This is a genomic window from Nonomuraea sp. NPDC001699, assembly GCF_053596455.1.
In genome coordinates this window covers 192,290-212,165 of sequence record NZ_JBSFGF010000010.1, presented here as the reverse complement: position 1 = coordinate 212,165, position 19,876 = coordinate 192,290, and the positions used below count along the sequence as shown (strand labels likewise).

Genomic DNA, 19,876 nt, shown 5'->3' with positions numbered 1-19,876 from the left:
CGAACTCCGGTGAACGAACACACTCCGGCCCTGCTCGACCTGGACGACATCCAGCGTGGCGTCCTCGGCGCGCGGCCGACCCCGTACGCGGCGACGTACCTCCTGTTCCGCATCGACGACCGCGCGCAGGGCCGGGAGCTGATGCGGCGGGTGAGCGCCGTGGTGACCTCCGCCGCCGACGCCATGAGCCCCCTGGGGGAGACGTGGGTCAGCGTCGCGCTCACCTACCACGGGCTGGACGCCCTCGGCGTCCCCCGGCGGTCGCTGGACACGTTCGCGTGGGAGTTCAGGCAGGGCATGGCCGCCCGCGCCGCCGCTCTGGGGGACACCGGGGACAGCGCCCCCGTCCATTGGGAGCCGCCGCTCGGCACCCCCGACGTGCACGTGGTGCTGGTGGCGGTCGCGCCCGACAGCGCGCGGCTGCGGGCCGCGATCGAGCGCGCCCGCCCGGCCTACGAGGCCCTGTCCGGCGTGACGGCGATCTGGCGGCAGGACTGTCACGCCCTGCCCACCGAGACCGAGCCCTTCGGCTACCGCGACGGCATCAGCCATCCCGCCGTCGAGGGCAGCGGCGTCGCCGGTTCCAACCCCCTGGAGGTGCCGCTCAAGGCGGGCGAGTTCGTGCTCGGCCACCCCGACGAGCTCGGCGGCACCCAGGCCCCGCAACCCGACGTGCTCGGACGCAACGGCACCTACGTGGCCTTCCGCAAGCTCCACCAGCGGGTCGCGTTGTTCCGGCGCTACCTCAAGGACAACGCCACCGGCCCGGAGGACGAGGAACTGCTCGCCGCGAAGATCATGGGACGCTGGCGCAGCGGCGCGCCGCTGGCGCTCTCCCCGCTCCACGACGACCCCGGCCTCGGCGCCGACGCCGCCCGCCGCAACGCCTTCCTGTACCGGCGGGACGACCCCGCGGGCCTCACCACGCCCGGCGGCTGCCACATCCGCCGGGCCAACCCTCGTGACGCGGAGGTGGCCGGAGTCCCGAGGTTGCACCGCATGATCAGGCGCGGCACCGTCTACGGGCCGCCGCTGCCCGACGGCGTCCTGGACGACGACGGCGCCGACCGCGGGCTGATGTTCGCCTTCGTCGGCGCCCATCTCGGGCGGCAGTTCGAGTTCGTCCAGAGCGAATGGATGAACGACGGCGTCTTCTTCGGCGCGGGCCCGGCCAGGGATCCCCTGACCGGCTCCGCCGACGGCTCCGGCGACTTCACCATCCCCCGGCGTCCCGTACGGCGGCGCCTGCGGTCCCTGCCGCGGTTCGTCGTCACGCGTGGCGGCGAGTACGGCTTCATGCCGAGCCTGACCGCGCTGCGCTGGCTGGGCGACCTCACGGGCTGACGTCCGTGGACGCCGTGCGCCCGTGCGGGTCACCGGCCCAGGTCGTCCCAGTCCTGGAGCAGGTGGGACGTGGCCGCGGCGGGGGCGGTGAACGACCAGCGGCCCGGCGGCAGGTCCAGGGCGCAGCCCCCGTCGGCCAGCCTGGTGGTCGGCAGCTGCTCGCCGAGGCCCATGAGGAAGGTTCCGTTGACGGCCATCCCGTCCCACGCGCCGCGTACGGGCAGCACCGCGCGTGCGGTCACGCCCTCCGGGACGGCGAACGTGAACTGCACCCCGTCCGGCCCGGCCCGCCAGCCCGACTCGACGGTCCCCGACGCGCTGTCGTAGCGGGCGTGCGCCTGCCGCAGCAGCGGGACGGGCCCCGGACGCAGCAGCAGCTCGCCGAAGCCGCCGTTCGTCCCGCGCGGGTCGTCGCCCAGGCCCGCCACGTGCCGGAACAGCCAGTCGCCCACGCAGCCGTAGGCGTAGTGGTTGAAGGAGTTCATGGCGGGGGTCTGCAGGCCGTACCGGTGATGCCAGGCGTCCCAGCGCTCCCACATGGTCGTCGCCCCGGCGCGGAGCTGGTAGCGCCAGGACGGGTAACCCTCCTGGTTGAAGATCCGGCACGCCAGGTCGTGGTGGCCGGTCTCCGACAGCACGGGCAGCAGCAGGGGGGTGCCGACGAAGCCCGTCATGAGCCGGTGTCCGGCGGCGCGGACCAGCTCGGCCAGCGCCTGCGCCGACGCGGCCCGGTCCTCGGGTGGGACCAGGTCCCAGGCCAGGGCGACGGCGTAGCCCGTCTGCGTCTCGGTGCGCAGCTTCGGCCCGTCGAGGAAGGCCCGCCGGAAGGCGTCCGTGACGCGGGCGGACGCCTCGCCGTACTCGGCGGCGTGCGGCTCGCCGAGCACGTCGGCCGCCTGCGCGACCAGGCGGAGGGTGCGGGCCAGGGCGGCGGTGGCGATGAGGTTCTTGGGCGTCTCGACCGTGCCGGGGGCCAGCCAGTCGCCCAGCGCCCTGCCCGGTCTGACGCCGTCCTCGGACTGGGCCAGGCAGTAGTCGGCCCATCGCCGCATCGGCTCGTACGCGCGGCGCAGCGTGCGGTCGTCGCCGTAGCGCCGCCACAGCAGCCACGGCACCTCGACCAGCGCGTCGGACCACACGGGGGAGTCGTACCCGTACTCGGGCAGGACCGGCGCGACGTGCGGGACCGCGCCGTCGGCGCGCTGCCCGTCGATCAGCGTCGTCACCCAGCCGGACAGGAACGCCTGCGTGTGCCGCAGGAAGCTGAGCGTCGAGCCGAACACCGAGATGTCGGCCGTCCAGCCGGTCCGCTCGTCGCGCTGCGGGCAGTCGGTCGGCACGCTGACCAGGTTGCCGTCCGCCGACGCGCCGATGTTGGCGACGAGCTGCCGTACGGCGGGGTCGCTCACGGTCAGCGAGCCCGTGACGGCGAGCGCGGACGACAGCAGCACCGCCTCCAGGTCGTCCGGCCTCAGCGCGCCCGGCCAGCCGGTGACCTCCGCGTAGCGGAACCCGTGCAGGGTGAACGCGGGCTCCACGACGTGCGATCCCGGGCCGAGGACGAACTCGTCGATCTGGTCCGCGGTGCGCAGGTTGTCGGTGTAGAGCCGCCCGGTCGCGGTCAGCTCCTCCCCGTGCCGCACCACGATCCGCACGGGCCCCGGCGCGTCGACGCGCAGCCGGACGCGCCCGACGACGTTCCGCCCGAAGTCGGCCACCTGCACGCCCGGCGCGGGTTCGGTCACCGACACCGCGGGCGCCGTGCCGATCACCCGTACCGGGGGAGCGGGGTCGGCCTCCACCAGGATCTCCGGGGCGGCCGCCGTCCCGGCCGGTCCGGCCTGGGGGGAAGGCGCCTGGACGGTCTCGCCCATCACCAGGTCGGCGCGCGGGCGGCCGAGGTCCCGCCGGGTCCAGGAGGCGTCCGTGGCGAACACGCGGCGCGGGCCGTCGTCGTCCCGTACGAGCAGCTGGGCGCTGGCGGCGGGCCGGTCGCCGTAGCGGCGCGGGCCGCCGCCGGCGACGTGACCGGCGTACCAGCCGGGAGCCAGCCACAGCTCCAGCTCGTTCTCGCCGGGCACGAGCAGGTCGGTGAGTTCCAACAGCCGGTAGCGGGTCCGGTGGCCGTAGTCGGTCCAGCCGGGGGTCAGCTCCTCCTCGCCCAGCCGCGTCCCGTTGAGCAGGGCCCGGTAGACGCCGAGCGCGGTGGCGGCCAGCCAGGCGCGCCCCGGAGCGGGACGCCAGGTGAACGACCCGCGCAGGCCCACCGCCGCCTGGGGGTCGCCCGGCAGCCAGGCGGCGTCCCACTCACCGCGCGCCCGCAGGCCCGTGGTGAACGCGCCGGTCGCGTGCCCGTCCACCCGCCACGTGTACGGCGTCAGCGGCGCCAGCCGCTCGTCCGGCACGTCCACGCCGTGCGCTCCGGCGGGCACGGACGACCGCCACACCTCGCGGCCGTCCGCGGACAGCACCACGGTGGCCTCCTCGGGCAGCCGGGCGTCCCACGACAGCCGGGGCGACGGCTCGTCCACGCCCACCGGATCCGCCAGACCACACGTCAGGCCCGCCCGCGTACCGGGCGGGACCGAACGGATGTAGGGCGTCTGCGCGCCCGAGACCTGCACCCCCGATTCCCGGTTCACGCATCTAGCCCGGTGGTGAAGGCGTTGTGCAGGCCGTCGACGTCGACGCCGTACAGGCTCGGCGCCATCACGTTGATCAGCAGCACGAAGCACGCGTCCTGCTCCGGGTACATCCACCACTGGCAGCCCGAGGCGCCGCCGTGGCCGTACAGCCGGCGTTCGAGCAGCCCGGGGGCCGAGTGGCGCAGGTTCCAGGTCAGGCCCCAGTCCTGCCCGGCGTTGACCGGGTCGGGCTGGAGCTTGACCAGGCCCGTCGTCTGCGGGGTCGTCATGGCGGCCAGCGTGGTCGGGTGGATCAGCGCGCGGTCGCCGCGCAGCAGCGCCCCGCCCAGCGCCAGGAGGTCCTCGGCGCGGGAGAACAGCGCCCCCGCCGGATGGCGGAGCCGGACGAACGCGTCGAAGTCGAAGCCGGGGCCGAGCAGCTCGACGCCGTGGACCTCGGCCGCCTCGCACGCCGGGTCGAACGTGATGCGCCCGCCGCCCGGCACCAGCGTGTTCAGGTCGGAGTCGATCAGGTCGGCCACGTCGCGGCCCGTGACGTCGCGGACCATCTCCGCGATCCCGGCGAAGGCCAGGTTGGAGTAGTGGCTGAGGGTGCCCGCCTCGAACATCGCCGGCGCGGTGACGAGGTGCTCCAGCAGGTCGTCGGGCGTGAGCGTCTGCTCGGCGATGCCGCTGGTGTGGGTGAGCAGGTGCCAGAGCGTCACGTCGGGCCGCGCGAAGTTCGGCAGCGCGTCCCGCAGCGGGCGGCGCAGCGACAGCAGCCCGCGCTCGACCTGGCGCAGGGCGAGCAGCCCCATCAGCGGCTTGGTCACCGAGAACAGGGCGAAGTGGTCCTCGGTCCTGGTCGCGCGGCCGTCGTGCTCGCCGAACGCCTCCAGCACCTGGATCCCGTCGGAGGTGGCGGCGCCGAACACCGCGCACGGCAGCCGTCCCTCCTTGATCTCGCGCCTGACCCAGTCGAGCGCGATGTCGTGCGTGGTCATCCCTTCAGTGCACCTTCCGTGAGGCCGGCCAGGACGCGCTTCTGCGCGACGACGTACACCGCCACGAGGGGCAGTGTGGTGAGCAGGACGTGGGCGAAGACGAGGTTCCAGTTCAGGCTCTGCAAGGTGCCGGAGGCGAACTGGAACAGGCTCAGCGGCAGCGTGGCGTTCGCGCTGCCCTGGAGCAGGAAGAGGGCGAAGAAGAAGTCGTTCCAGACGTTGATGATCAGGATCACGCCGCCGACGAACAGCACCGGCCGCAGCAGCGGCAGCAGGATGCGGACGAACACCTGCGGGCGCGAGGCGCCGTCGATGGCGGCGGCGTGCTCCAGGTCCGGCGGGAACGCCCGGACGAACCCGGTCGCCAGGAAGATCACGATGCCCAGGCGGCAGCCGGTCATCGTCAGCACGTAGCCGAGCGAGCCGCCGTCCAGCGACAGGGCGCGCAGCAGGTAGACGGTCGGGATGATGGACGGCGGCAGCAGGATCGACAGGCCCATCACGAAGTAGGCCGCCTGCAACCAGCGCGACCGGCTGCGCCCGAAGGCCCACGCCGCCGCCGCGCCGAGGAGCACCACGGCCACCACGATCGGCACCGTCACCTTGAGGCTGTTGAGCAGCCCGGTCAGGTAGCCGCCGCGGTCGAGCACGATGCCGTAGTTCTCGGCGATCGCCCACGTCCTGGGCAGGCCGAGGCCGAGCTCGGCGGCCTCGCCCGCGGGCTTGAAGGAGTTGACGACCACGAGCCAGACGGGCACCAGCACCCACGGGATCGCGAAGAGCGTCAGCGCCGCGTACTTGAGGGCCGCTCTCATCCCGTCACCTCCCTGCGTCGCAGCCACCACACCAGGGGCACGGCGGTGGCGATCACCAGCAGCGTCACGGTGAACCCCAGTGCGCTGGCCGAGCCGAAGAAGCCCTGTCCCCACTGCTGGCGCATCACCACGTTCAGCGCCCGCGTGTGGTCGCCGGGCCCGCCGCCGGTGGTGGCGGCGATCACGTCGTACGCGCTGAGCGCGCCCACCAGCGTGACCGCCACGTTGAAGGTCAGCGCCGGGGCGAGCATCGGGAACACCACCCGCCGGAGCCGGGTCCACGGGCCGGCCCCGTCCACGGTCGCCGACTCCAGCAGCGCCTGCGGGATGGAGTTGAGGCCCGCGATGTAGACGAGGGTGATCAGCCCGCTCCACTTCCAGGCGTCGATGAACGCGACCACCACCAGCGCGGTGGACGGTTCGCCCAGCCACGCCCACTCGATGCCGAGGAAGGAGTTGACCGCGCCGTCGGGGGCCAGCAGGCCGCGCCAGATGTATCCGGCGGCCAGCGGCGAGATGAGCGTCGGCAGGAAGAACGCCGAGCGGAAGACGGTGTTGATCCGGCTGGTCCGCTGGAGGGCCAGGGCCAGCGAGAGGCTGACGGTGTTCTGGATCGCCATGCACAGGATCGCGTACAGCACGGTCACGGTGACCGCGTTGGCCAGCAGGTCCTGGTCGATCAGCGTGCGGACGTTCTCCAGCCCGTTCCAGGTGATCTCGGCCCGGAAGCTCGTCCAGGAGGAGAACGCGAACCGCACGTTGAGCAGGAACGGGGCGACGAAGAAGACCGTGACCAGCACGATCGCGGGCAGGGCCCACGGCAGCCAGGCCGCCCTGTTCCGCATCACCATCCGGGCAGCCCTGCCGCCTTGGCCGCCTGCTCGACCTGGCCCTGGAGCTGGGTCGCCGCCTTCTGCGGGTCCTTCTGCCCGGCGATCAGCTCGGACATGAGCTGGGCCAGCCCGCCCATGCCGGGGATGTCGGAGTTGAAGGCGATGACCGCGCCGGTGTCGTAGGCCTTCTTGACGTCCTGCAGCACGGACGAGACGCCCTGCGGGTCGGGCACGTCCTTGAGCACGGGGAAGGTCTTGGACGCGGCGATGTACTCGGCGTAGGCCGGGCCGGTCATGAAGCGCACGAAGTCGAGCGAGGCCTTCTCCCGCGCCGCGTCCCCGGTCTTGGGCAGGTAGAACGTGCCGATCGGGCCGGGCGCGTACGTCACCAGCGGCTTGTCGCTGGACAGGCCGACGAAGCCGACGGACTCGTCCACGGTCTTCTGGTCGCCGCCGGCGGCCGCGAGCAGGGCCGGGAGCATGTCGGAGTGCTGGGCGACCATGGCGGACTCGCCGGTGACGAGGGCCTTCATGGAGTCCTCGAACTTGGCGGTGACGATGTCCTTGTTGAAGCAGCCGTCGGCCTTGAGCTTGGCGTAGGCGGTCAGACCGGCGACGAAGGGCGAGCCGGGGTCGGCCAGCGTGCTGCTGTGGCCCGCGATGGCCTTGCCGTACGCGTTGCCCTGGTTGGCGCCGGCCAGGTAGAGGATGGGCAGGATCTGCACCGGCCAGATCGACCCGCCCGACTCGAAGACCGGGGTGACCCCGGCGGCCTTGAGCTTGGGGCAGGCGGCGGCGAGCTCGGTGAAGTCGGCGGGCGGGGTCAGCCCGGCCTTGGTGAAGACCTTCTTGTTGTAGTAGAGGCCGAAGACCTGGGGGAAGCCGGTGATGGCCGCGTAGACCTTGCCGTTGACGGACCCGGCGGCCTGGTAGAGGTCGCCGGACCTGGCGATGTAGGCCTCGCCGGTCAGGTCGCGCAGGTTCTCGGCCGGGTTGAGGGCGAGCAGGCCGCTCACCGTCGCGTGGTACTCCAGGACGTCCGGACGGTCGCCGGTGGCCCACTTGGTCTGGGTGGTGTCCTCGAAGCCGTCGGACGGGATGGACACCAGCTCGACCTTGTGACCGGACTGCTTCTCGAACTTCTTGTACATCTCCAGCAGCGGCGCCGGATCCGCGCTGTTGTGCCAGATGGTCAGCTTCACCTGGCCGGTCCCCTCGGGGGCGGAGGACCCGCAGCCGGAGAGGGACAGGGCGAGGACGGCGCCGAGCGCCGCGCCGAGCGGACGAGTGGGTGCTCTCACGCTCGTTCTCCTGTTCGTGTGGGGGAGAATTGTGTAGAACGTTCTACGGCATCCCAGAAACGCCCGTCAAGGGGGTGGACCTGAGGAGTGGTGGGGCGTTAGCCTCTGCTCTCAGCAAATGTGTAGTTCGTTCTACAGGGACACATGAAGGACGGCGTGTGACGAGCGGACGAGTGACGATCGCCGATGTGGCCAGGCGGGCCGGGGTCTCCACGGCCGCCGTGTCCAAGGTGGTACGCGGGGCCTACGGCGTGAGCGCGGAGATGCAGGCCAAGGTGACGCAGGCCATCGACGAGCTGGGCTACCGCCCGCACGCCGCGGCCCGCGCCCTGCGCGGACGCACCTACACCCTCGGCGTCATGCTCTCCGACACCCGCAACCCGTTCTTCCCCGACATCATCGAGGGCATCACCGGCCGGCTGGGCGACACCGAGTACCAGGTGCTGCTCGGACCCGGCGGGATCGAGCCCAAGACGCAGGCCAGGATGACCGACGCCATGATCGACCGGAGCATGGACGGGCTCATCCTGATCTCGCCGGTCATGACGGACGCCGAACTCGCCGCCATCGCGGCGGCCGCCCCGGTCGTCGTGGTGGGCAGGCACGGCGGCGCCGCGGCCTACGACGCGGTCGTCGACGACGACGTGATGGGGGCCCGGCTCGTGGTCGACCACCTGGTCGGGCTCGGGCACACCCGGATCGCCCACATCACCCACCTGGAGCGGGCCCGCGCCCAGGGACTGCCGCACATGGTGCGCGCCGAAGGCTACCGCCAGGCGATGCGCGCCCACGGGCTCGCCGACGACGTGCTGGCCACCTCCTTCACCGAGGAGGGCGGCTTCGAGGGCGCGCGGGAACTGCTCGCCCGCGACGACCGGCCCACCGCGATCTTCGCCGGGGCCGACATCGCGGCGCTCGGCGTGCTGCGCGCCGCCGACGAGGCGGGCCTGTCGGTGCCGGAGGACCTCTCCGTCGCCGGATACGACAACATCGGCATCGCCTCGCTCAAACGCATCTCGCTCACCAGCGTCGACCAGGACGGACGGGTGATCGGGGCGACCGCCGCGCGCCTGCTCGTCGAGCGCATCGAAGGACGCACGCGATCGGTGGCGTCGTCGGTGTCGCCCACGCTGATCGTCCGCGGGACCACAGGACCACCTCGCCACTGAGGGCCCGGCCGCACGTCGGGGGACTGCCGCGGACCATGCATTAAAACGATTCGATGGAAGGACCCCCACGTGAGACGACTCGCTCTCCTAGCCCTTCTCCTCCCGCTGGTCGCGCCCGCGCAACCGGCCTTCGCCCGGCCGGCCGCCGCGACCACCTGCCCGGCCAGGGTCGACCCCGCCGCGTTCGCCTCCGAGGCCCGCCTGGGCACCCTGGCCGGGCAGCAGAAGGCGTTCGGGCCCCGGCCGACCGGTTCCGCCGCGCACGCCGGCTACGTCGACTGGCTGGAGCAGGAGATGGCGGCCATCCCCGGCCTCCAGCTCTCCTCCATGCCCTACGCCATCGACCGCTGGGACAACCTCGGCACCGGCCTGACCGTCGGCGGCACGTCCGTGCAGGTCGCGGCGCCCGTGCCGTTCTCGTCCTCGACCGGTGCGGGTGGCGTCTCGGCGCCGCTCGTCCACCTGGCCGCGGGGACGAACATCACCGCGGCCAACGCCGCCGGGAAGATCGTCGTCCGGGACCTGCCCTGGACCAACGTGCCCAACCTGCTGTTCTATCCGCCCACGCTCGGCTACTCCATGTACGACCCGGGCATGACGATCAACCTGCTCGGCTCGGAGTCGATGGAGGCCCCGGCCGCCGCCGACGCCGACCTCAAGGCGGCCGCCGCCGCGGGCGCGCTGGGCGTGATCGAGATCAGCCAGCTCCCGCACGCCCAGATCAAGGACATGTACGCGCCCTACGAGGGCCTGCCGTACGGCGTGCCCGGCGCGTACGTCGGCGCCGACCAGGGCAAGCAGATCAAGGACGCGCTGGCCGCCGGGCAGCCGGTGCAGGCCGCGCTGACCGTGAACGCCGCCTGGACGCCGACGACCACCCGGACCCTGCTCGCCACGCTGCCCGGCGGGAGCGCCCAGAAGATCGTCGTGGAGAGCCACACCGACGGCATGAGCCCGGTGTGGGACAACGGCCCGCTCACCATGATCGAGATGGCCCGCTACCTGTCGTCGCTGCCGGTGGCGTGCCGTCCGCGGACCGTGCAGTTCGCGTTCGTGACCGGCCACCTCTACCAGCACCTGACCGGTCCCGACGTCCGGGAGGGCGGCGCCGGCCAGCTCGCCGCCCAGCTCGACGCCGAGTACGACCAGGGCAAGGTCTCCTCCGTCGTCGTGCTCGAACACCTCGGCGCCAAGCGTTACGACGCGGTCGCCAGGCCGAACGGCCTGCCGGGCAAGCAGCTCGTCGCCAGCCCCAACCTCACCGAGCTGCTGTGGGTCCCCGTCAGCGAGAGCACGCCGCTGCGCGAGCTCGTCAAGGGCCACATCGAGTACTGGGACGTGCGGCGCACCGCGATCCTGAAGGGCCTGTCGGCCGCCGACCTCGCCACGGTCCCGCACCACTGCAGCTTCGGCGGCGAGGGCACGCCGTACAACCAGCACCTGCTGCCCGTCATCGCGCCCATCGCCGCGCCCAAGACGCTGTTCTCGCCGCAGTTCGGCGTCGAGGCGATCGACCTGCCGGTGATGCGCAAGGCGTCGCTCGCCTTCACCGACGTCGTGCTCGACCTCGGCCCGATGGCCCAGTCGGACGTGGCGGGCGACGTGACCGCCATGCGCCAGCAGCGCGCCTCCGGCACGCCGGGGTGTGCGTGAGCGTGGACAGGAGGGCACTCGTGCGCCGGCACACCGTCGCCGACGCCGGGTGCCCGCTCACCGTGGGAAACGGGGAGTTCGCCTTCACCGCCGACGCCACCGGGCTGCAGACCTTCGCGCCGCTGGGCACGCAGGCGCAGTGGGGCTGGCACACGATGCCCAACCCCAAGGGCCACGTGCTGGAGGACGCGCTCACCGACTACGACGGCGTCGGTTATCCGGACCTGTACCCGGCCACCGAGGCGGGCGGCTGGCTGCACGTGAACCCGCACCGCCTGCATCTCGGGCGGATCGGCCTCGACGCCGACGAGAGCGCCGCGCTCGGCCGGTCGGCGCAGACCCTCGACCTGTGGACCGGCACGCTGTCCAGCTCGTTCGAGCTGGGCGGCCTGCCGTACGAGGTGGAGACGGTCTGCCATCCCGAGCGGGACCTGCTGGCCGTACGCGTGGTGGGCGGCACGGGGATCAGGATCGCCTTCCCCTACGCCAGCGACGGCTGGCACACCACCGCCGACTGGGACAGACCCGACCGGCACAGCACCACGTGCACCCAGCGCGGCTCGCGCTGCGACTTCACCCGCGTCCTGGATCAGGACCGCTACCACGTGGCGGCCGAGTGGACCGGACCGGCGCGGCTCACCTCGCCCGGCCCGCACGTGTACCTGATCCAGGGCGACGAGCTGGAGCTCGTCGTCGAGTTCGCCCGCGAGCCCGTCGGCGCCGCCCTGCCGTCCTTCTCACAGGTCCGTACGGCCGCCGCCGCCCACTGGGAGCGGTTCTGGACGAGCGGCGGAGCGGTGAGCTTCGCGGGCAGCACCGACCCGCGGGCGCCCGAGCTCGAACGCCGGGTCGTGCTCTCGCAGTACCTCACCGCGGTCAACTGCGCGGGCTCCACCCCGCCGCAGGAGACCGGGCTGGTCGTCAACTCCTGGAGCGGCAAGTTCCACCTGGAGATGCACTGGTGGCACGCCGCCCATTTCGTCCTGTGGGGCAGGCCGGAGCTGCTGGAGCGGAGCCTGCCGTGGTACCGCTCGATCCTGCCGCGGGCCAGGGCCACGGCCGCGCGGCAGGGGTTCCGCGGCGCCCGCTGGCCCAAGCAGGTGGGGCCGGAGGGCCGGGAGAGCCCGAGCGAGATCGGCGCGTTCATCGTCTGGCAGCAGCCGCACCTGATCTACTTCGCCGAGCTGCTCCGCCGGGCCCGCCCGGGGGCGCTGGAGGACTACCGGGACCTGGTGTTCGAGACGGCCGAGTTCATGGCCTCCTTCGCCGGCGGCGGGCATCTGGGGCCGCCGCTGGTCCCGGCGCAGGAGTCCTACCACGAGTCCAGGCGGACGGTGCGCGATCCCGCGTTCGAGCTGGCCTACTGGTGGTGGGGGCTGGAGACGGCCCAGCGGTGGCGGGGCCTGCTCGGCCTCGACCCGGACCCGGAGTGGGCGCGGGTCCTGGACGGCCTGGCCCGGCCGCTGGTGCGCGACGGCGTCTACGCGGCCGTCGGCGTGGAGCCGTACACGGTCAGGACGGACCATCCCTCGATGACCGGCGCGCTCGGGTTCGTGCCGCCCACCCCGCTGATCGACCCCGAGATCATGCGGGCCACCCTGCACGACGTGCTCGCCGACTGGGACTGGGAGAGCGCCTGGGGCTGGGACTTCCCGATGCTCGCCCTGTGCGCGGCCCGGCTCGGCGAGCCCGCCACGGCCGTGGACGCGCTGCTGATGGACGCCCCGAAGAACACCTACCTGGCCGGCGGCCACAACCACCAATGGGACGGCCTGCTGCCGCTCTACCTGCCGGGCAACGGCGGTCTGCTGGCCGCCGTCGCCCACATGGCGGCGGAGGGGTGTTTCCCCCAAGGCTGGCTGGTTCAGGCGGAAGGGGTGGTCGCCATGCCGTGATCGGGGCCCGCGAGCAGGGCGACCGTGTAGTGGTAGAGGTCGCCGGCCGACGACGTCAGGGTGGCGGCGCGGCCCGCGCGCACCTCCGAGGCGACGTACTCGGTGGTCCCGTAGACGATCAGGCGGGGGATCGGGGCGCGCAGCGGCGGCAGCGCGGGATCCTCCGCCCTGGCCCGCGCGGCCAGCGCCCCGAGCATGTCCAGGAAGGGCCGGTAGGCGGCGTCACGCTGCTCGACGGCCCGCTCGCCCGCCCTGGGCAGCTCCACGAAGTACGCCTGCGCGTACTCCGGGCGCTCCTGCCACCAGCTCAGATAGGCGACCATGCCCAGCCGCAACGCCTCGCGCCAGCGGCCGCCGGTGCCCGACGCGGCCGTGTGGATCGCGTCGATCATGTCGGGCAGGTCGCGCTCGCACCCGGCGAGGAAGCACGCCTCCTTGTCGGCGAACTGGGCGTAGAAGGCGTTGCGCGAGACCCGCGCGGCGGCGATCACGTCCGGGACGCTCGTGGCGGCGTAGCCGCGCCGCGCGACGAGCCGCAGCATGGCCTCCACGAGGCGGTCGCGCTGGGACTCGCGAACCGTGTCGGGGGAGAGCCCGTGCCGCCCTCTGGGAAGTGGCCGGACCGCCGGAACTTCCTTCTGTTCATCTCTTGACATCGCTCACCGATCGTACTTCCCTCTCTTAGGAGACGTTCACGTCTCCAAATATCCCACGAGGTGACCATGGAGAACTTCACCCGTCGGCAGGCGTTGCGGGCAGGGGCACTCGGCCTCATGTCGGCCGGATTCCTGTCGTGGACCACCGAGGCCGGCGCCGCCTCCACCATCGAGACGACCTACAAGGCGACGGGTCCGTGGCAGGTCGCCACCGGCACCTCGGGCGGCCACCGGCTCTACTACCCGGCCGACCTGGGAGCGGGCGGCGTCACCCACCCGATCGTGACCTGGGGCAACGGCTCGTGGGCCACCCCCGACAACTACCCGGGGCTGCTCAACCACCTGGCCTCCTGGGGCTTCGCGGTGGTCGCCTCCACCGACACCACCACGGGCACCGGCGCCGAGATCCTCGCCGCCGCCCAGCACCTCGTCGGCCTCGGCGGCGACCCCGCCAGCGTCTTCCACGGCAAGCTGAACACCGCCCAGGTCGGCGCCGTCGGCCACTCCCAGGGGGCGGGCGGGGTCGTCAACGCGGCCAACCACTCCGCCGGGCTGATCAAGACCGTCGTGCCGATCGCCGTGCCCGCGCAGTGGATGGCCAGCCCCGGAGACGAGTTCTCGGTGGCCGCCCTGACCTGCCCGGTGCTCTTCCTCAGCGGCGCGGACGACTGGCTGATCTCCTCGGCCGGGACCGTCCAGGGCTACTACGACCAGGCCACCGCCGGAGCGGGCCGGGCGCTGCTCAAGGGCGCCGGGCACAACGACATCCAGAACACCGGCGGCGGCTTCCTCGGCTACGTGACCGCCTGGCTGAGGTACCGCCTCCAGGCCGACGCCCAGGCCCGCGCGGCGTTCACCGGCGGCGCCCCCGAGCTCCCCACCAACACCGCCTGGCAGAACCAGGCGCTCAAGAACCTCACCTAGGAGAACCACCATGGCGGATCTGACGCGGCGTGGGCTCCTCGCCGCCGGCGCGCTCACCCTGCTCGCCGGATGCGGCAAGGACCAGCCCCGGCAGCAGGCCGCGGGCGGCGGGCCGCGCGGCGAGGTCACCGTCTGGCTGCACGGCTCGCAGGACACCGGCCAGCAGTTCCAGGATCTCGTGCACCGCTACATCGCCGAGTTCAAGGTCGACGTGAAGCTGCTCTACCTGCCCGTGGGCCAGCTCGACGCCAAACTGCTGACCGCCTTCAGCGGCGGCGCCCCGCCCGACGTCTTCAAGATCGGCCACTGGAGCTTCCCCGCCCACGCCAGGAAGCAGCGGCTCGCGCCCGTCGACACCAAGGCGCTGCCGCTGCAGAACTACGAGCCGGGCACGACCACCCCGCTCACCTATCAGGACGTTCCCTACGGCGTGCCCATCGACTTCAACCCCTGCATGCTCTACTACCGCAAGGACCGGTTCGAGCAGGCCGGGCTCGACCCCGACAAGCCTCCGGCGACCTGGGAGGAGATCGCCGAGTACAGCGCCAAGCTCACCTCGAAGGACCGCGCGCTGGTCGGCCTCCAATGGCTCTATGGCGACCCGCAGTGGGCCCTCATGGCGCTGACCGCCCTCGTCCGCGGCAAGGGCGGCGAACTCGTCACGGCGGGCGGCACGAAGGCGTCGCTCGCCACCGAGCAGGGCATCGGCGCCCTGACGTACATGTCGGGGATCGGCAACCCCAAGCTCTCCAACCCGCTGGGCGCGCTCGGCCTGTTCTACTCCGGCCAGGCCGCCATGGTCGTCAGCGGCGCCTTCCTCGGCCCGGCGCTGGAGAAGCTCGGCAAGGACAAGCTCACCTTCGGCAAGCAGTACGGCGTCGCGCCCATGCCCACCTGGGCCGGCGGCCCGTCCGTCGTGCCCGCCTACACCTGGGGCTGGGGCGTGGCCAAGGACTCGCCCAACCAGTTCACCGCCTGGCACCTCGTCAACTACCTCCAGGGCGGCCCGTCGGTGACGGCCAACCTGGACAACGGCATCATCATCCCCACCAAGGGCTGGCGCGACGCCGGGCCGCGCGGCAAGTCCGAGATCATGACGATCGTCGCCGACAGCCTCCCGCACGTCGACTTCGGCCCGATCATCCCCGGCACCCTCGAACTGGCGAAGGCCGCGGCCGGCGCCGTGGACTCCGTCGCGCACGGCAAGGCGACCCCCGCCGAGGCCGCGGCGACCTTCGACGCCGCCGTGCGGCCGGCCCTGTGAGCGTGCTCGGCGAGGTCGGAGCCCGTCCCCGTGGGCCGGTGGGCGTGCTCGGCAGGGTCAGGGCCCGTCCCGAGGCCACGGCGGGCGTGGCGCTGACCCTTCCGGTGGCCGTCTTCTTCGTGGTGTTCTGGCTCGTCCCGTTCCTGTCGGCGATCTATCTCAGCTTCACCGACTACGAGATGGCCGGGACGCCCAACTGGATCGGGCTGGCCAACTACGAGCGCATGTTCGCCGATCCCGGCTTCCTCAACTCGGCGTGGATCACCGTCGTCTACACGGTCTGCACGGTCGTCCCGACGATCGTGCTGGCCCTGCTGGTGGCCGTGCCGCTGAGCAGGCCGGGACGGCTCAACCGCTGGCTCAGGGCGCTCGTCATGATCCCGGCCGTGATGCCGCTCGCCGCGACGTCGATGGTCTGGGTGATCATCTACTCCGACCGCGGCCTGGCCAACACCCTGCTCGGCCTGGTCGGGGTCGCGCCGCAGTCCTGGCTGACCAGCTCCGGCCTGGCCATCTGGGCGCTGGTCGTGATGGTCGTCTGGAAGAGCATGGGACTGTTCGTGATCATCCTGACCGCCGGGCTGCAGGCGCTGCCCGGCGAGGTGTACGAGGCCGCCGCCATCGACGGCTCGGGGCCGGTGACCACGTTCACCCGGATCACGCTCCCGCTGCTGCGCAGGACCCTGCTGTTCGTCCTGGTCATCTCGGTGGCCGGATCGATGCAGGCGTTCGTGCCCGCCTTCCTGCTCACCGGCGGCGGGCCCGCCGACGCCACCCAGGTGCTGCCCTACTACATCTGGGCCAACGCCTTCCCCTACGAGCACATGGGCTACGCCGCCGCGATGGGCATGGTGCTGCTGGCCGCCATGGTGATCGTCTCGGCGCTGCAGTTCACGTTCCTGAAGGGCGGCGACGAATGAGGGTCCTGCGTACCGCCTGGCTGATCGTCGCGGTCGGGTTCATGCTGCTGCCGGTCTACGCCATGATCGTGGTCGCCTCGGCGCCCGACGACACCGACCTGCGCGGGCTGGTCTTCAACGGCTTCCACCTGCCCGAGAACATCGGGGTGCTGTTCGGCGACGGCAACCTGCCCACGTACCTGCGCAACAGCCTCATCCTGTGCGTCGGCACCGCCGTCCTGGACGTGATCTTCTCGGCCGCCGCCGGGCACGCGATGGCCCAGCTGTCCTTCCCCGGCCGCCGCCTGCTGTTCGCGCTGGTCGTCGGCACGCTGGCGCTCACGCCGATGGTCCTGGTCATCCCGGTCTTCCTCATCGTGAAGGAGCTCGGCTGGGTCAACACGTTCCAGGGCATGATGGTGCCGGGCATGATCAGCGCGTTCGGCGTCTTCCTGGTGCGGCAGTTCGCCCTCGGCATCCCCAAGGAGCTGCTGCTGGCCGCGCGGGTCGACGGCGCGGGGGAGTTCCGCATCTTCGCGCGCATCGCCGTGCCGCTGCTCAAGCCGGCGCTCATCACCCTGTTCCTGGTGCATTTCCTGGCGCAGTGGGACAACCTGCTGTGGCCGCTGATCGTGGCCAACGAGCAGGAGCTGTGGCCGTTGCCGGTGGGGCTGGCCAACTTCCAGAGCGAGGTCGGCGTCACCTACCACCTGACCACCACCGCGGCACTGGTCACCGCCGTGCCGCCGTTCGTCCTCATGGTCGCGCTGCAGCGCTACTACGTGGCGGGGCTCACCTTCGGAGGGCTGAAACGATGATCCCGGACCTGGTCCCCGGCGCCGCGCGGATGATGGCGTGGATCGAGACGGTCACCTCGCGGGGCGTCAGGCGTCCCGGCTACCCGGCCGACGACTGGACCGCCGCGTGGGCGGCCGAGCGCTTCACCGGGTTCGGGCTGCGCGACGTCCGGCTGACGCCGGTCGAGCTGCCCGTCTGGCGGCCGGTGACGGCGGCCCTGGAGGTGTGCCTGGACGCCGACCCGTCCAGGGGCGTCCGGGTGGCGGCCTCCGCCCTGCCCTACACCACGCCGAAGGCGGTCGTGCGCGCGCCGGTCAGCCGCGAGGTCGTGCCGGGGGCGATCGTCGTGCCCGAGTACGCCTTCACCGAGCTGCCGCAGTCCTACGTCAGGGACCTGGCGACGGCCGTGCACGACCCCGAGGACGTCTTCGGCGAGCTGGTCCAGACGCTGCCGTTCCAGCTCGACCACCTCGACGTCCTCCAGGGCGTCATCGACGGCGGCGCCGCCGCCTTCGCGGGCGCGCTGACCGGGGTGCCGTGGGAGACCCGCGACTACTACGTGCCCTACGACGCCGTCCACCGCGGCCTGCCGGCCGTCTGGCTGTCGGGCGGCGACTCGCGCCGGGTGCTCGACCTGGTCGACGAGGGGCCCTGCACGGGCACGCTCACCGTCGAGTCGGAGACGGGCCCGGCCGTCTCGCACAACGTGATCGGCACGCTCCCCGGCCGCTCCGACCAGTGGGTGATCATCGGCTCGCACCACGACGCGCCCTGGGCCTCGGCCGTCGAGGACGCCTCCGGGATCGCGCTGGTGCTGGCCGCCGCCCAGTACTGGGCCGCGGTGCCCGAGCGCGACCGGCCGCACAACCTGCTCTTCCTGCTGACCGCGGGCCACATGGCGCACGCCGCCGGCACCCGGGCCTTCATCGAGGACAACCGCGGCCTGCTGGACGACGTCGTCCTCCAGCTCCACCTGGAGCACGCCGCCCGGCGGTGCGTGGTCGAGGACGGCGAGCTCACGCCCACCGGCGACCCCGAGACCCGCTGGTGGTTCACCAGCAGGAAGCCGGAGCTGGAGAGCCTGGTGGCGGCGGCCCTCGTCGCGGAGGACCTGAGACGCTCGTTCGTGCTGCCGCCGGACGTGTTCTCGCCGATGCCGCCCACCGACGGGGCCTTCTTCCATCCTGAAGGGGTGCCGCTCGTGCACTTCCTGTCGGCTCCCATGTACCTGTTCGACTCGGCCGACACCCTGGACAAGGTGGACGAGGCCGGGCTTGAGCCGCTCACCCGGGCGGCCGTCAGAATCGTCGAAGGGACGGCCGGATGGCGCCGGGCATGATCGTGCGTACCGCGTCGGGGCTGGTCGAGGGCATGGTCGAGGAGGGGGTGCTCGCCTTTCTCGGGGTGCCGTACGCCGCCCCGCCCTTCGGCGAGCGCCGCTTCGGCGCGCCCGTCCCGCCACCGGCGTGGGACGGCGTGCGGCCCGCCGTCACGCGCGGCCCCGCCGCCCCGCAGGCGGCCGGTGAGGACATCGGCCTGTACGCGCCCGACGTCTTCCAGGCCGGCGAGGACTGCCTCAACCTCGACGTGCGCACCCCGCGGACCGGCCCGGCGGGGCTGCCCGTCCTGGTCTGGATCCACGGCGGCGCGTTCTCCATCGGCGGCAACGGGGCGGCCTGGCACCAGGGCCACCGCTTCGCCCGCGACGGCGTGGTCTGCGTGGCCGTCAACTACCGGCTCGGCTTCGAGGGCTTCCTGGCCCTGGAGGACGCCCCGCTCAACCGGGGCGTCCTCGACTGGCTGGCCGCGCTGGAGTGGGTGCGCGACAACATCGCGGCCTTCGGCGGCGACCCCGGCAACGTGACGGTCGCCGGGCAGTCGGCGGGCGCCGCCGCCGTCGCCACCCTGCTGACGATGCCCCGTGCCGCAGGGCTGTTCCATCGCGCGATCGTGATGAGCGGCTCGGCCACCCTGGTCGCGGGCGAGCAGGAGGCCCGCGACCATGCCAAGGCGCTCGCCGCCCGGCTGGGCATCGCCCCGACCAGGTCGGCCTTCGCCGCGCTGTCCCCCGAGGCGCTCGTCGCCGAACAGCCGCCGCCGCTGACCGGCGACTCCGGCGGGCTGAACGAGTCGGTGCCGGTCAAGCCGGTCGTGGACGGCGACCTGATCCCGGACGTCCCGCTGGCCGCCCTGCGCGCGGGCGCGAGCGGGGCTCTGCCCCTGCTGGTCGGCTGCACGTCCCAGGAGGCCGACGTGTTCGTCCGCCGGATGGCCGCCGATGTCGACGAGGCCGGTGCGCAGGCCCTGCTGGACCATCTCGGCGTCCAGGTGGACGAACCCGGCCGCACGCCCGCCGAACGCGTCGGACGCGCCGTCACCGAGCACCTGTTCACCCGCGAGACTCGCTGGATCCGCGAGGCCAGGCCCGCCCACGGCTACGAGTTCCGGTGGGAGTCGCCCGTCGAGAGCCCGGTCGGCGGCGGACGCGTGGGCGCGGTGCACAACCTCGACCTGCCGTTCGTCTTCGACGTGCTGGACGCGCCCGGCGTCGCACGCACCGCGGGGCCGGACGCGCCGCAGGCGGTGGCCGACGCGATGCACGCCGCCTGGGTGCGTTTCGCCCGCACCGGCGACCCCGGCTGGCCGCTCGGGCACACCATGATCTTCGGTGAGCCCGCCGGCGGGTGAGGTTCGAGA

At 72.7% G+C, this 19,876-nt stretch carries 16 protein-coding genes; 10 read left to right on the top strand and 6 right to left on the bottom strand.

Annotated elements, in window-relative coordinates:
• The first annotated feature begins 9 nt into the window (after positions 1-9).
• Entirely contained in the window at positions 10-1,344 is a 1,335-nt protein-coding gene (locus ACWCSU_RS29235) for a Dyp-type peroxidase (RefSeq protein ID WP_449939200.1), read from the top strand.
• 29 nt (positions 1,345-1,373) lie between these two features.
• Here ACWCSU_RS29235 and ACWCSU_RS29230 read toward each other — a convergent pair whose 3' ends face one another.
• The 5 genes from ACWCSU_RS29230 to ACWCSU_RS29210 are packed head-to-tail and all read right to left on the bottom strand — an operon-like array spanning position 1,374 to position 7,921.
• Complete coding sequence (locus tag ACWCSU_RS29230) at positions 1,374-3,986, bottom strand: family 78 glycoside hydrolase catalytic domain (RefSeq protein ID WP_449939197.1); 2,613 nt, start codon at positions 3,984-3,986, stop codon at positions 1,374-1,376.
• Positions 3,983-4,972, bottom strand: a complete 990-nt coding sequence (locus ACWCSU_RS29225; RefSeq protein WP_357703575.1) for a serine hydrolase domain-containing protein — start codon at positions 4,970-4,972, stop codon at positions 3,983-3,985. Before ACWCSU_RS29225 ends, ACWCSU_RS29230 begins: the two co-directional genes overlap by 4 nt.
• On the bottom strand, positions 4,969-5,787 hold the full coding sequence (locus ACWCSU_RS29220; protein WP_357703572.1) for a carbohydrate ABC transporter permease: 819 nt from the start codon (positions 5,785-5,787) through the stop codon (positions 4,969-4,971). Before ACWCSU_RS29220 ends, ACWCSU_RS29225 begins: the two co-directional genes overlap by 4 nt.
• The gene (locus ACWCSU_RS29215; RefSeq protein WP_357703570.1) at positions 5,784-6,638 is read right to left on the bottom strand and encodes a carbohydrate ABC transporter permease; all 855 of its coding nucleotides are present in this window, start codon (positions 6,636-6,638) and stop codon (positions 5,784-5,786) included. The genes ACWCSU_RS29220 and ACWCSU_RS29215 overlap by 4 nt, the downstream gene beginning before the upstream one ends.
• The gene (locus ACWCSU_RS29210) at positions 6,632-7,921 is read right to left on the bottom strand and encodes an ABC transporter substrate-binding protein (protein ID WP_449939191.1); all 1,290 of its coding nucleotides are present in this window, start codon (positions 7,919-7,921) and stop codon (positions 6,632-6,634) included. Before ACWCSU_RS29210 ends, ACWCSU_RS29215 begins: the two co-directional genes overlap by 7 nt.
• 158 nt (positions 7,922-8,079) lie before the next feature.
• Between ACWCSU_RS29210 and ACWCSU_RS29205 the strand changes: the two genes are divergently transcribed.
• The 3 genes from ACWCSU_RS29205 (at position 8,080) to ACWCSU_RS29195 (ending at position 12,638) form a co-directional block, all read left to right on the top strand.
• Positions 8,080-9,090 (top strand): LacI family DNA-binding transcriptional regulator, encoded by a 1,011-nt coding sequence (locus ACWCSU_RS29205; protein ID WP_449939189.1) that lies wholly within the window; start codon positions 8,080-8,082, stop codon positions 9,088-9,090.
• Positions 9,091-9,159: 69 nt separating this feature from the next.
• On the top strand, positions 9,160-10,743 hold the full coding sequence (locus tag ACWCSU_RS29200) for a hypothetical protein (RefSeq protein ID WP_449939187.1): 1,584 nt from the start codon (positions 9,160-9,162) through the stop codon (positions 10,741-10,743).
• Positions 10,744-10,763: 20 nt separating this feature from the next.
• Positions 10,764-12,638 carry a hypothetical protein gene (locus ACWCSU_RS29195; protein WP_449939185.1) on the top strand — a complete coding sequence of 625 codons (1,875 nt, stop codon included), beginning with the start codon at positions 10,764-10,766 and terminating at the stop codon, positions 12,636-12,638.
• On the opposite strand, the gene ACWCSU_RS29190 is transcribed toward ACWCSU_RS29195, so the two are convergent.
• Positions 12,608-13,294 (bottom strand): TetR/AcrR family transcriptional regulator, encoded by a 687-nt coding sequence (locus tag ACWCSU_RS29190; protein WP_357703558.1) that lies wholly within the window; start codon positions 13,292-13,294, stop codon positions 12,608-12,610. The genes ACWCSU_RS29195 and ACWCSU_RS29190 overlap by 31 nt on opposite strands.
• Positions 13,295-13,360: 66 nt before the next feature.
• Between ACWCSU_RS29190 and ACWCSU_RS29185 the strand changes: the two genes are divergently transcribed.
• The 6 genes from ACWCSU_RS29185 to ACWCSU_RS29160 are packed head-to-tail and all read left to right on the top strand — an operon-like array spanning position 13,361 to position 19,867.
• On the top strand, positions 13,361-14,218 hold the full coding sequence (locus ACWCSU_RS29185) for an alpha/beta hydrolase (protein WP_357703556.1): 858 nt from the start codon (positions 13,361-13,363) through the stop codon (positions 14,216-14,218).
• Between the two features lie 10 nt (positions 14,219-14,228).
• A complete protein-coding gene (locus tag ACWCSU_RS29180; RefSeq protein WP_449939182.1) occupies positions 14,229-15,482 on the top strand; it encodes an extracellular solute-binding protein in 1,254 nt (417 codons plus the stop codon).
• Between the two features lie 2 nt (positions 15,483-15,484).
• Complete coding sequence (locus ACWCSU_RS29175) at positions 15,485-16,402, top strand: carbohydrate ABC transporter permease (RefSeq protein WP_449939180.1); 918 nt, start codon at positions 15,485-15,487, stop codon at positions 16,400-16,402.
• Complete coding sequence (locus tag ACWCSU_RS29170; RefSeq protein ID WP_357703550.1) at positions 16,399-17,199, top strand: carbohydrate ABC transporter permease; 801 nt, start codon at positions 16,399-16,401, stop codon at positions 17,197-17,199. Before ACWCSU_RS29175 ends, ACWCSU_RS29170 begins: the two co-directional genes overlap by 4 nt.
• Positions 17,196-18,518: a M28 family metallopeptidase gene (locus ACWCSU_RS29165; protein WP_449939178.1), complete on the top strand. Its 1,323-nt coding sequence runs from the start codon at positions 17,196-17,198 to the stop codon at positions 18,516-18,518. Before ACWCSU_RS29170 ends, ACWCSU_RS29165 begins: the two co-directional genes overlap by 4 nt.
• Complete coding sequence (locus ACWCSU_RS29160) at positions 18,515-19,867, top strand: carboxylesterase/lipase family protein (RefSeq protein ID WP_449939176.1); 1,353 nt, start codon at positions 18,515-18,517, stop codon at positions 19,865-19,867. Before ACWCSU_RS29165 ends, ACWCSU_RS29160 begins: the two co-directional genes overlap by 4 nt.
• Positions 19,868-19,876: the final 9 nt, after the last annotated feature.